The sequence below is a fragment of the Algibacter agarivorans genome (assembly GCF_039543245.1).
In the GTDB taxonomy this organism is placed as follows: domain Bacteria; phylum Bacteroidota; class Bacteroidia; order Flavobacteriales; family Flavobacteriaceae; genus Algibacter_G; species Algibacter_G agarivorans.
Genome location: NZ_BAABJJ010000003.1, coordinates 20,184 through 34,462, shown reverse-complemented (window position 1 = coordinate 34,462; position 14,279 = coordinate 20,184). Strand labels below are relative to the sequence as shown.

Annotated in this window: 8 protein-coding genes; all 8 read right to left on the bottom strand. The window is 33.4% G+C overall.

What is annotated here, in order from left to right; translation table 11 throughout:
- Positions 1–12 precede the first annotated feature (12 nt).
- A complete protein-coding gene (locus tag ABD935_RS01490) occupies positions 13–1,059 on the bottom strand; it encodes an aldose epimerase family protein (protein WP_345189750.1) in 1,047 nt (348 codons plus the stop codon).
- Positions 1,060–1,081: 22 nt separating this feature from the next.
- Complete coding sequence (locus tag ABD935_RS01485; RefSeq protein ID WP_345189749.1) at positions 1,082–2,176, bottom strand: mandelate racemase/muconate lactonizing enzyme family protein; 1,095 nt, start codon at positions 2,174–2,176, stop codon at positions 1,082–1,084.
- A 3-nt stretch (positions 2,177–2,179) separates the two neighbouring features.
- Positions 2,180–3,634, bottom strand: coding sequence for an aldehyde dehydrogenase (gene aldA / locus ABD935_RS01480; protein WP_345189748.1), 1,455 nt, complete (start codon positions 3,632–3,634; stop codon positions 2,180–2,182).
- 112 nt (positions 3,635–3,746) lie between these two features.
- Positions 3,747–4,511, bottom strand: a complete 765-nt coding sequence (locus tag ABD935_RS01475; protein WP_345189778.1) for an SDR family NAD(P)-dependent oxidoreductase — start codon at positions 4,509–4,511, stop codon at positions 3,747–3,749.
- A gap of 32 nt (positions 4,512–4,543) precedes the next feature.
- The gene (locus tag ABD935_RS01470; RefSeq protein ID WP_345189747.1) at positions 4,544–5,560 is read right to left on the bottom strand and encodes a zinc-dependent alcohol dehydrogenase; all 1,017 of its coding nucleotides are present in this window, start codon (positions 5,558–5,560) and stop codon (positions 4,544–4,546) included.
- Between the two features lie 295 nt (positions 5,561–5,855).
- Entirely contained in the window at positions 5,856–7,484 is a 1,629-nt protein-coding gene (locus tag ABD935_RS01465) for a tetratricopeptide repeat protein (RefSeq protein WP_345189745.1), read from the bottom strand.
- Positions 7,485–7,561: 77 nt separating this feature from the next.
- Positions 7,562–10,945, bottom strand: a complete 3,384-nt coding sequence (locus ABD935_RS01460) for a VCBS repeat-containing protein (RefSeq protein ID WP_345189744.1) — start codon at positions 10,943–10,945, stop codon at positions 7,562–7,564.
- Between the two features lie 8 nt (positions 10,946–10,953).
- Positions 10,954–14,259, bottom strand: a complete 3,306-nt coding sequence (locus tag ABD935_RS01455) for a VCBS repeat-containing protein (RefSeq protein WP_345189743.1) — start codon at positions 14,257–14,259, stop codon at positions 10,954–10,956.
- Positions 14,260–14,279: the final 20 nt, after the last annotated feature.

Sequence of the window (14,279 nt, the reverse complement as noted above, 5' to 3'; positions counted from 1 at the left end):
TTGCTATTAATGTTACCAGTCAAATTTAAACTGTGTAGTACTTTTAAAAGTTTCTCCTGCCTTGGTTATTGACTTAGGAGAATTTTCAATATTTGGCCCATTTGGGTAGCGATGCGTTTCACAGCAAAACCCTCTATACTTGCCATACTGTTCTCCATTTTCACGTTTAATGGCATCTGAAGTATATTTTCCAGTATACAATAACATGCATGGTTCAGTAGTTTTAACGGTTAAAGATCGTCCTGAATCTGGACAGGTAATTTTTGCTGCTTCAACAAAATTTGCATTTTCATTATCAAGGATGTAAAAATTTTCGAAGCCATCACTCATTTCGTTGTGTGCATCACCAATTTTTTTTGGTTGACGCATATCATCGGCCGCTCCTTCAACATTTACCACGCGTCCTGTTGCTGCACCAGTATCATCACATTCTAATCGCTTATTCGCATTAACTTGTGCGTTATGGCATTCTACATCTGAATGAAATGCATTCAGATTAAAATACGTATGATTTGTTAACGATAAAGGTGTGTCTTGATCTGGTGTCGCCACATAATCAATAGTTAATGCATTATCATCTGCTAAAGTGAGTGTCACTTCAACATCAACATTACCAGGAAAACCTTCTTCTAAATGGTTACTCTTGAGTTTCATTTTTACTCCAGAACCATTTGAGCTTTCAAAGGTTTCAGCAGTCCATATTTTTTTATCAAATCCTACTCTACCTCCGTGTAAATTATTTGGTCCGCAGTTATTTGCTAATTGATATTCTTTTCCATTTAATGAAAATTTAGCATCTTTAATTTGAGAACAATACCGACCAATAGTCCCTCCGAAATAAGGTGCGTTTTCAACATAATCTTTTCCAAAATAACCCTCAAGGGTATCAAATCCACAAGCAATGTTTTCTATAACACCTTTGCTATTAGGCACTTTTATAGTGGTAATTGTTGCTCCATAATTAGTAATATTAACCTCAACACCATTGGCGTTTTTTAAAGTATATTCTTTAATTACTTCACCTGATAATGTTCCAAAATCTGAAATATGTAAACTCATTTAAATAGTGTTAAGGTTAATTTTATTTTTCTTCGTATGGCGTTAGTTTTTCCCAATTGAATATGACTCCAACACCTGGGTAATCTGGTGCTACCGCTCTATAGTTTTCAACGACTAAAGGTCTTGTTGTATATTCATCTATTGGAAAACTGTGAACTTCTAACCATCCAGAATTAGGTTGTGAGGACACCAAACTTACATGAAGCTCTTGCATACCGTGTGAACATGCAGGAATACCATGTTTATCTGCTAATCTTGCCGCTGCTAACCAGCCTGTAACCCCTCCACAATTGGAAGCATCTGGTTGAGCAAATGATAATTTAGCTTGATCAAAAGCATATTCAAATTCATGAATAGTATGTAAATTTTCTCCCATGGCTAATGGAAAGCCTGTAGCATCTACAATCTCACCAAAACCTTTATAGTTATCTGGAATAATAGGCTCTTCAAACCAAGTAATATCATATTGTTTGAAACCTTCAATAGCTTTGATGGCTTTTTCAACCGTCATAGAGTAATTTGCATCTACCATAAAAGTAACATCGGGACCAATATATTCTCTTACCGCTTTGATACGCTCTAAATCTTCTTGAAGATTTTCTCTTCCAATTTTAATTTTTACAGCGTTGAAACCACGTTCAAGATAGCTTTTCATATTTCCTAAAAGCTTTTCTACAGGGAACATTAAATCGATACCACCACAATATGCTTTACAGGTATTTCCTTGACCTCCAGCCATTTTCCATAAAGGTTGACCCGCTTTTTTACAACGGATGTCCCACAATGCAATATCAACTGCCGAAATCGCAAAAGATGCTATACCTCCACGACCCACATAGTGAATATGCCATTCTAAGAAATCATAAATCCCTTCGATATCGGTACCGTCTTTACCTATTAAAACATTAGTGAAATCATGTTCTACCATGGCTTTTATGGCAAAACCTCCTTTACCTCCGGTATAAGTATAACCCGTACCTTCTGTACCATCTTCTAACGTAATTGTAACAGTAACTAATTCAAAGTGATAATGGTCGCCATGTTTGGCATCGGACATGACCTCTGGTAGAGGTACCGTAAATAAGCGTGTTTTTATGTTTGAAATTTTTGTGCTCATTATTTATACCTTATGTCTTACGTAAAAAGTTTTCTTTTCCATGTATTGTTCGAATCCATATTTACCGTCTTCACCACCTGAACCTGATAATTTGTATCCATTATGGAAACCTTGGTGCTGTTCTCCATGACCACGATTTACATAGATCTCTCCATACTCCAATTCATCATTACATTTCATGATTGTGTTCATGTCATTAGTAAACACCATTGCTGCTAAACCATATTCACAGTCGTTAGCATAACCAATAACTTCATCAAAAGTTTTGAATTTTAAAACTGGTAATATTGGTCCAAATGATTCTTCGTGAACAATAGTCATATCTTGAGTAACATCTGTAAGAACTGTTGGTTCAAACCAATACCCTTTTTCAAATTGAGCACCTTCTGGACGTTTACCTCCTGTTGCCAAAGTTGCACCTTCTTTTAAACTAACTTCTACAAGGTGTTCCATGTGCTTCAATTCTGCTGCATTTACTTTTGGTCCCATATCGATATCATCTAACATGGGGTCACCAACTTTTAATGCTTTTGTTTTTGTAATGAATTTTTCCATGAAAACGTCATATATATTTTCATGAACATACATACGCTCGTTACAAGTACAAACTTGACCGCAATTATCAAAACGTGAATGTAAAGCCGCATCTACCGCATCGTCAATATCTGCATCTTCAAATACTATAAACGGTGCTTTTCCACCTAACTCCAATTGTACATGTGTTAGGTTTTGAGCTGCATTTCTAGCAATTTGCTGACCTACAGGAGTTGAGCCTGTCATGGTTACCATTTTACAAAGCGGACTCTCAACTAAAGCATTTCCCATAGCCCTACCTGGACCTGTTAGAATATTAATAACCCCAGCAGGAATACCTACTTTATTAGCTAAATTTCCTAACTCTAAAGTTGCTAATGGTGTTTCAGACGTTGGTTTAATTACTATAGTATTTCCTGCCACTAAAGCTGGTCCTAATTTACGACCTGCCAATGCCAATGGAAAATTCCAAGCAGTAATCGCTACAACCACACCTCTTGGCACTTTTTGAATCCAGATTTGTTCATTTGGATTATCAGAAGGAATAATATCGCCTTCAATCCTTCTCGCTCCTTCTGCCGCATATCGAATAAAAGAACCTGTAACAGCAACTTCCATTCGTGCAACTTTCAAAAGCTTACCTTGTTCTTTTACTAAGAGTTTTGCCAAGTAATCTGCATTAGCATCAATTTCATCTGCTAATTTGTATAGATATTCACCCCTTGTTCTTGCAGGTAATTTTTTCCATTCTTTTTGGGCTTTATCGGCAGCTTCCAAAGCCTCTAATGCTTCTTCTGCCGTTCCATTTTGAATTCTAGCAACTATTTCTTCAGTAGAAGGACTAACAATATCAATTGTTTCTCCAGATGTAGAAGTTCTCCATTCACCATTTATAAATAATTTATATTCTTTAATTTCTGCCATTTTTTCCTATTTATTTTATACCTACAAGTCCCGATAACTATTGGGATTTAAACCTTGCAAGAAATTTATTCACAAACTTGCTAATTTCTTCTTTGGGGATTAAGGGCCTTTTCTATCTACCCATCCATCCACCATCAACAAGAACAGTAGTACCATTCATGTATGATGCTGCTTCTGATGCTAAAAACACTGTTGGCCCAGCAAAATCCGTAGCTTTTCCCCAACGTCCAGCTGGAATACGCTCTAATATTGACTTATTTCTTTCTGGGTTGTTTCTTAATGCTTCTGTATTATCTGTTGCTATATAACCTGGAGCAATGGCATTTACATTTACACCTTTGCCAGCCCACTCATTAGCAAACGCCATAGTCATTTGTCCTATGGCACCTTTACTTGCTGCATAACCTGGAACTGTAATTCCGCCTTGGAACGTTAACAACGATGCCGTAAAGATGACTTTTCCTGATTCTCTTGCTACCATATCCTTACCAAATTCTCTTGTCAGAATAAACTGAGCATTTTGGTTTACCTCGATTACTTTGTCCCAAAGTTCGTCTGAATGTTCAACTGCTGGAGCTCTTAATATGGTTCCTGCGTTGTTTACCAAAATATCTATCTGTGGATGATTTGCCTTTGCTTCTGCAATAAATGCATATACTGCTTTTCTATCTGAAAAATCACATTGATATGCTGTAAATTCTTTTCCTACAGCTTCAACGTCTTTTGCTACTGCACTTCCTTCTTTTTCTAATGATGCTGAAACGCCTATAATATTGGCTCCTGCTTCTGCTAACCCAATAGCCATGGCTTTTCCAATACCTCTTTTACATCCTGTAACTAAGGCTGTTTTGCCTTCTAAACTAAATTTATTTAAAATACTCATTTGTATGTTTTATGTTGTTTTAATAATTATAATGCACAATCCATTAGCACTTTCATGCCATCAGGGTTATTGTCTATGTTTTCAAAAACTTTTTGGATGTTGCTCAATGGTTGAACATCTGTAATCATGTCTTCAAATGGCAATTCATTCGCAGTAATTAGATTGATAGATTTTTCATAATCTTCTTTCTCATATACACGAGCACCAATCAGTTTTAATTCTTTCCAGAAAAATTTAAATAAGTTGACTGGTTTTGGTTGACCGTGAATAGCCACCATTACAATTCGCCCTCTTATTCCTGCAACTTCAGTCATGACATCCAAAGCAGGTTGTACTCCCGCCACTTCAAAAACAACATCTGCTAAACGCCCTTCTGTTTGTTCTCTCACATATTGGACCAAATCTACTTTTAATGGACTTACAGCATTTAACCCCATTTCTTTAGCCTTTGCAATACGAATTTCATTCACCTCAGAAATAATCACATTTGCTCCTACTTCTTTAGCAACCATAGCTACTAATAATCCTATTGGTCCTCCACCTAGTACAACAGCTGTTTCTCCTGCAACCAATCCGCTTAAACGCACATCATGTGTTGCTACTGATAATGGCTCAATTAAAGCTGCTAATTTTAAATCGGTATCTGGTTTTAATTTGTGTAATGTAAATGCTGGAACATTCCAATACTCTTGCATAGCTCCAGGACTATCAATACCTATAAATTTTAATTCTTCACAAATGTGATTAAACCCTTTGTCAGATGGTTTTACCTTTCTGTCATCCAATGGACGAACTACTACTTTTTCTCCTACTGAGAAACCAGAAACACCTTCACCCACGGCATCGATAACACCCGACATTTCATGGCCTATTGTTTCTGGAATATTTACACGTTTATCCATCATACCATGATAAATATGTACATCTGTACCACAAACACCAACATAAGCTACTTTTATTCGTACTTCACCTTGTTTTGGTTGTTCAATGTCTTTTTCTATAACACTGAAAGTTTGATTTCCTTTGTATTGCGTTGCTTTCATTATATATTGTAATTAATAATTGTTTTTTCACTGTATGAATTACAAAAGAAACACATTTCTGTATAATTTAGAGAAAGGATTATCCATTAATACGCTTCAAATGTTCAGAATTTCTATGTCTGTTCAGAATTTATGTATTTAATTAAATATGGGATTAACCTAGATTCAATAAAAAAACAGAAACTGAATATGCTTGCTAAATTACTAGAAAGCACAATAGTTATAGTCAAAAACCAACTTGACTAAAACTATACAAAGTCTTTAAATTTGTTATTTGGAATAGACAAAAACTTTATTATAATGTGTTTATGTATTCAACTAAATTTATTGCTCTTGCAAGCTTCATTTTTTTTCTTAATCTATAACGTACCGTATGCACAGATTCTATAGATATTCCTAAAAGTCTAGACATTTCTTTACTCGAGAAATTTAATTTTATTAACGCACATATTTTATGATCTCCTTGGCTTAGGTTTGGGAATTTTTTTGTGAGATTTTCATAAAAACTTTCGTTAACAGAAATAAATCTTAATTTAAATTCTTCCCAACTTTGGTCGTTATTAATAGAAATAGATTTAACAACTTTGTTAACTTCTGCCTTAGAATTGAAATTTATCTCTTTTGATTTTAATTTTTCTTTAATACTCTTTAGATATTCATCTTTTTCAACTAATTTTAATGCTGTAGTAGCTAACTCTTTGTTTTTTACATCTAATAACTCTTGTGCTTTTTTAATTTCTAATTCTTTATTTCTTTTAATGATTTCTTTTTCAGCTCCATGTTTTGATTTTAAATATTTAAAATAAATGATTCCGATAATAGAAATAAAAAATATAGTCCCTAATAATATAATGTTTCTTAAACTTGATATTTTGTTTTCTTGTTCTTGCTTTTGTTTTTGTGTTATTTTTTCTTTTCGCTCTTTTTCTATTCTGTATGAGTCTTTAATCTCAAATATAGGTTGATTATTTTCACTTCTGCTATCAAAAAATTGAGCGTCTAAATCTTTTGATTTTTTTATCGACTCAAAAGCCTTATCGTATTTATTATTGTTTAAATATACTTCGGATAACTTTTCGTAAATTAAAGGTGTAAAATCTATATGGCTATGGTATTTTTCAGAAGTACTTAATGCAAGCTTATAATAGACCTCACTTTTATTATAATCAAATATTTTTTTATACATGTCCCCCCAATATGTATAAACAAGTACTAAATAAACGGGTTCGTTTTCTAAGAACCAAGGCTCTATGCTCTCCATGCTTTTTAGAGCTTCTACAGGGTTATTTTCCTGAGATAACATGTTCGCTTTTTCAAACAGTAATCTTTGAAGGGGTATTTCCTGAGATTTTGAAAAATAAATGAAGCAACTATCAAGATAAGTTTTTACTAGCTCAGGGTTATTCATTTCTCGATAAGTAGCAGTTAAAAAGTAATAGTTAGATACAAGAACAGATTCATCAATTATCTTTTTTTTAATCAACTTTTTATTTAATCTCAATGATTTTTTTAAGTAGGTTATAGCTATATCTTTTCTTTTAAAAAAACTATAAAGACGACCAATTTTAATATAAATAGATGCCTTTAACTTATCGTTTTTAATTTGATCAGCAAGTAGCAAAGCCTCCCAATAAGCATCATAAGAGTCTTCATACTTGGCATTGGAGCCATAGATATACCCTATTTCCATTAAACTTTCGGCGGCTTTTGTACTGTCTCCATATTTTAAAAAACCTTTATAGCTAGTGTTTAGCAAATAAAATGCACTATCTAGCTTTTTGAATTCTAATTTTTTAGCTTTTTTATAAGCTTTATTGGCTGCTATCAACAAAGAATCCTGTTCTAAGCTAATAGCTGTAGCGCTGTGACTTAGAAAAATTAAGGCTATAATTATTAAAAAAAGTTTTATATATTTTGAATCCATAAAAACTTATAACAATAGGGTTTGTTCCAATGTTATTTAAAAGAACAACCCCTAGAATAAAAATTAATTTCAAGTAACTATCTGAATTGTAAATTACAATTTACTTCAAGCATATCATGTTCACTATTGTTGTTTGTTACAAACACTATTTTTCCTTTTTTTGTTTTAATCACGGTCATATCCCGTACGTCTTTATCAATAAACAATCCAAGATCCTTATTAGATATAAATTCAAATTTATTCTGAGAATCCCCTTTAAGAAACGCTCCTATTCCTGCATCGGCACGAGTTGTTTCAACCTCGGATACATAGTTGTTTCCAGCCAACAATAAATCTTTAATACCATCACCGTCAATATCATCATAAACCATACTATTTATAGGTGAAATTTGAATTCTATTTTCAAAAGGTTCAAATGTAAAACCATCAGAACCGTTATTAATGAAAATACCTGACCTAAACTCAGTAGCTTTGTAATTTAAAGCTGTATTTAACGCGTTACCTAAAATGCCTTCAAGGTTTTTATTTGCAAAATCATTATAACTGGGTATTTTTTTTGCCAAATCAGGTATTTGCTGAGTCATACATGTTTTCCCCCTAACTGGCACTTCTTCACCTTTATATTCTTTTGCTAAAATTATGTCTTGTGTCCCATTAAAATCAAAATCGGTTGTGTAAACCTTAAATGGTTTTTCATTTGAAGCATGAAACTTATAATTTAAACCAAGATTCCCTGCAATAATGTCCATATCTCCATCATTATCAATATCTTCTACCAAAATTTTATTCCACCAACCAACAGCATTGTTTAAAGTATTATAATTGGTACTCTTTTCTAACACACCGCCTTTGTTTAAAAAGACATGAATACCCATCCATTCTCCAGTAACCAATAAATCTTGACTGTTATCATTGTTTAAATCTATCCAAACGGCACTGGTAACCAATCCTATTTTTTCTAATTCGGGAGCAACCATTGGGGTTTCTATGCTAAATGAACCATTATTGTTTTTAAGTATATAACTTACTGCAGGAAGTGGATAATTACCTGGAATAACACGTCCGCCAACAAACAAATCCAGATCTCCATCACTATCAAAATCGGAAGGCGCAACCACAGAACCAGATGACGTTAATTTTGGTAACACACCTTTGGATCTTGTAAATTGCCCGTTGCCATTATTAATATACAACCTGTCTTGCAACAGCTTTTGGTTATTATGAAGCTCGTAGCTTCCGCTCACCACATACAAGTCTTTATCCCCATCATTATCGGCGTCAAAAAAGGTTGCTCCCTGATCTTCGAACATTTTATCTTGATTGAAAACTGGTATATTCTTATCTTTTAATGTACCATTTGTATTTCCTAAAAGTAATTGTCCAGCTTGACCTAAACCGCCCCCTAAATAAATATCATCAAAACCATCATTATTAACATCTGCTTTGGCTAAAGCTGGTCCTGTTTGCGATAATTTGTGTGGTAACAGTACCTGAAGTGAATAATCGTTAAAATATAGGTCTTGGTGTATGTATTTTGGTTTTAGTTTGGTAAACAATGTTTCATCATCCTTTTTTTGTTGAATAATAGGCACTTTCGTTGCATTGCTATATGAAATATTTAAAAGTGAGTTTGGTTGAACATTTTGTATTTCTTGGTACTTTCCATCTAACCAATGTATTTCAATTTTTTCGATAGCTTCATCAGTAGGAACACCAAAATGAATCACATTTGAAACCGATGATAAAAACCCTCTTGTATTAACCAATTGTCTTGTTTGTAAAGCACCCCCTTTTTGGAAGAGTTTAATAGTAGCACCCAAACCATTATTGTTTTTTTGAGGTCCTTTAAGTTTTATTTTTAAATATTGTCCAAGTTTTGTGTCAATAGCATTATTTTTTAAAACTGATGCCTCTTCGTTAATATTATTAACTACAATGTCTAAATCCCCATCATTATCCAAATCTGCATAAACCGCACCATTTGAAAATGTTGGTGTTGCGTTTACCCATGTTTCACTGGTATTCTCAAAGGTTAAATCGCCATTGTTTTTATAAAAAAAATTGTTAATTTTTTGCTGCGGCATCATTTTAGTGAACTTTAAAAAATCATCATCTGTTGGCTTTCTTCTGTTGGCTCTTAAAGTTTTCAATGTTTCATTATGAGCGTCCCTATCCATAACATCTCTATAAACACCATTGGTAATATAAATATCATTATAACCATCTAAATCAAAATCTGCAGAAAGCAATGCCCAACTCCAATCGGTATCGGCCATACCAGAGAGTTTGCTGATTTCGCTAAAAGTGCCGTTTCCATTATTTAACTGAAGCATATTGTGCATATACTGGTAATGGTAACCAGAATTGACCATCTGTTCAAACCGACTTATGGATGTCATTGCCATGGTAGTTTTAGAACGTATATAATCTTCAGGGTTCATATCTAAAGTCATTAAATCTAAAAGCCCATCATTATTAATGTCTGTAAAATCACTGCCCATACTATTGAATGACATATGCTTAAACATCTGTTCCCTACTTTCTGTAAATGTTCCGTTGCCGTTGTTTATATAAGTAAAATCTGGAATATTAAAATCGTTACAAACGTAAATATCCAACCAACCATCATTGTTTAAATCACAGACCTGTGGATTTAGCCCAAACCCTAAATCGTAAGTGATACCAGCTTTTTTTGAGACATCATTAAAATAGCCATTACCATCGTTTTCATAAAGCCTATCACTGCCTTTTTGCTCATATGTATCTGGGTTTTCAGCAACTTCATCGAGGTTTAGTACTTTAGATTTTCCAATAACATCTGGAGCGTTAGATATATATACATCTAAATCGTTATCATTATCATAATCAAAAAATGTTGCCTGTATGGTGCGGTTAGCATCTGCAAGCCCATAGTTTTTTGCTTTTTCGGTAAACGTTAAATCACCATTATTTATGTATAACAGATTAGCAAACTTATTGTTGTCTTGTTGGTAGCCACCTCGACATAAATAAATATCTAAATAGCCATCTTGATTAATATCTACAACTGTTACACCAGTATTAAATCCAGAAGGCGGATTTATTCCAGCTTTAGAAGTGATATCATCAAACTTGAAATTGCCTTTATTTAAATAAAGCTTATTTTCTTTGCTATTTGAAGTAAAAAAAAGGTCTTGAAGCCCATCATTATTAAAATCGGCTGTAGCAACGCCACCTCCTATATAAGAATAGTTGTATTTAAAGTAATTATAGCTTTTGGTTTCTACAAGTTCATTAACAAAAGTAATTCCTGATAAAGAAGATGAAACTGACTCAAATAATTTTGAGGGTAATATATTTGTTGTTTTTTCAAGCGCATAATTTTCATTATCTTTTTTACAAGATGTAACGTTTATAGAAAATACGATTCCAATAATAAGTAAGATAAATACATTATTGGTTTTTGCTCTATATATGCTCATAAATATTTTTAGAAATTAATGTTGAAAATTTTCAAATAACCGTCGTTAGCAACCGATAAAATTCGATTACTTCCTGTAGCAGATTTTATTATTGTGGTTTTTTTAACATCGCCATCAATGTAGAGTCCGCTTTCGCTGGCATCAATAGGCTCAAATTCTCCGCTACCGTTACCTACGAGGTAAAGCCCTAAATTAGCATCATTTCTAGGCGTTTCAACTTCTGAAGTATATAAATTTCCAGATAAGATGATGTCTAGGTTGTCATCATTATTAAAATCATTAATAATGATACTATTTACAGATGAAAGTTGAGCCAATGAGGGTAAAGGTGACATAGCCCAAGTTTTATCATTATTATTCAATATTACACAACTAGCAAAATTAGTTGCGCTTAAGTGCAATGATTCTTCTAAACTTTCTTTACCATAAATATCGACTAAATTAGCATTTGCATAAGAGCTGTAATCTTTAAATTTTAAACTAATATTAGGTATTTGTTCAGAAGAACATTGTCTGCCTCTAACGGGGTATTCATTCCCATCTTGGTGATATCCTAAAACAATATCCAGTCGTTTGTTTTTATCAAAGTCACCCGAATATAATTCAAAAGGTTCTTTAGGAGACGCTTGGTATTTATAGTTTTCTCCTAAGTTTCCTGCTATATAATCTGTGTCGCCATCATTATCTATATCGCCTTCAGCTAAACTATACCACCAACCCACTTGATTTTGCAAACCAAACAACTCTGTTATATCTTTGAAAATACCATCTTGGTTTTCAAAAAATAAAACAGGCATCCATTCTCCGGTAACCACCAAATCTAGATTACCATCATTATTAAAATCGGACCAAAGTGCATCGGTTATAAGTCCAGGAGCAACCAACTGAGGTGCAATTTGTTGGGTTACGTCTGTAAAAACAGGTTCATTATCATGGTTGCCATCATTTCTTAAAATATAACTTCTAGGCGCAAGTGGATATTTTCCGGGAATAAGCCTCCCTCCTATAAACAGATCTAAGTCACCATCGTTGTCGTAATCTGCTGCTTTTACACAACTACCACTCGTTATCATTGAAGGTAAACTATTTTCGGCCTTTATAAAATCACCATTACCTATATTTAAATACAATCGGTCTTGTAACAAGTCTTGGTTTCTTAAAAACTCGTTACCACCGCTTACCACATACAAATCCATATCTTTATCACCGTCGGCATCAAAAAACAGGGCATTCATGTCTTCATTTTCATTATCGTTTAGCCATGGTCCTTCTTTTTCAGAGTAAGACCCATCTCTATTTTGCAAGTATAATGAACCTTTGGATTTATGGGCATTACCAACATAAAAATCATCCAATCCATCGTTATTAACATCGGCAACTGCTAAACCAGGACCCTGTTTAGAATTTTGGTGTGGTAGTAATGGTTCGAAAAGGTAATCGTTATGTTGATTTTCCTGGTGTTTAAAATTGAGGTTTATTTCTTGAGTAATATCACTAAATTGATGCTTTTCAGCTAAGTTTTCATTTACTACTCTTACAGAATTTGAATGTTGTATATTTAATGTTTGGTTGGTATTTACATCTTTTAAAAGTTCCTTTTTTCCGTCTGGCCAAGCAATAGCCATACTATCAATTTTTTGAATGTTACCAACACCAAAGTGCATTATAGGTTCCACTGATGATTGATAACCTCTCGTAAGCGTTAATTCTTGATGTTGCATGGTTCCATTATGAAAGATCTTTACTTTTGTGCCAAGTCCAAAAGTATTATTAGAAGTGCCAGTAAACTTTAATCTTAAATAACGTTTGTCTTTAACATTTGATTGGTTTTTATATAAACTTGCTATTTGATCCATGTTGTTTACTACCAAATCTAGATCGCCATCATTATCAAAATCTGCATAGGCACAACCATGAGAAAAACCTTTTAGGTTAAGTCCCCAATTCTCGCTTAAATTGTCAAAAGTTAAATCTCCATTATTTTTAAACACACGATTCTCGATGGGTTCTGAAGGTATCTCCTTGTATGCAGAACCATCAATTACACCAGTAAAGTTTGCCTTTATACTTTTAGCTTTAAAAAAATCTTTATTATTCACATCGCGTTTAATGCCATTGGTAATAAAAATATCTTTCCAGCCATCATTATCAAAATCGGCGAAAAGTGGTGCCCAACTCCAATCTGTGGTTGGTATTCCAGCAATTCTAGCTACATTACTAAATTGTACACCTTTTATTGGATTAAGACCTCTGTTTAGCTGTAAACTATTAAACATATATTGGTAATGAAACCCGCTTTCAACAGTATTCCAAAATAGCGAAGCATTCATACTTGCCATGTTTTCTTTGGCTCGTCGGTTATCCCTTGGTGTCATATCAACTTGAACTAAATCCAGCAGACCATCATTATTAAAATCGGCTACATCGCTTCCCATACCAAACCAAGACGTTTGATAGGTAGATTCTTTTAGCTTATCGTTAAAAGTACCATCACCATTATTTATAAAAAATTTATCAGGTGTATTAAAATCGTTTGATATATAAAGGTCTTCAAATCCATCATTATTGTAATCGCCAACACTAACACCTAGGGACAAACCATAGTTTGCAATACCAGATTCCACAGAAACATCCTTAAATACACCATATCCGTTATTTTGATATAAATGATCACTGTCCTCATTTATTAAATTCTTCATTTTATGTAAATAATAAGAATTTGGGCTACCAAAGGGTGCTATTGGATAATTTGCAACATATAAATCAAGATCACCATCTTTATCATAATCGAAAAAAACAGATTGAATAGAAGATCCATTGTCATCCACTCCATATTTTTCTGCAGATTCTGTAAAGGTCAAATCCCCATTGTTTATATACAAATTATTTCGCTTATCATTGCCATCTTTTCCCGATGCACATACGTAAATATCTAACCAACCATCGTTATTTATATCTACCATAGTTACCCCAGTAAACCACTTTGAACCTCCTTCTAAATGTGCTTTATCTGTAAGGTCTTCAAATTTCATATCCCCTTTATTCAGGTAGAGCTTGTTTTCTACCAAGTTTCCTACAAAGAAAATATCACTTAACCCATCATTGTTTATATCTCCAGTAGCTACACCTCCACCTAAATAGAGGTATGGATAAATGAAATAATTTAAAGAATCGGTTTCTGTTAGAATATTATTGAAAGTGATTCTTGAGTCTGTTTCTAAAACTGGTTTAAATAATTGGCTACTTTGTTTAGATTTTCCACATGAAAAAAAAGCAGTTAAAAGAAGAAAAAAAATAAGCTTATTAATTGGCATTTAATGTATTTTATAATGGT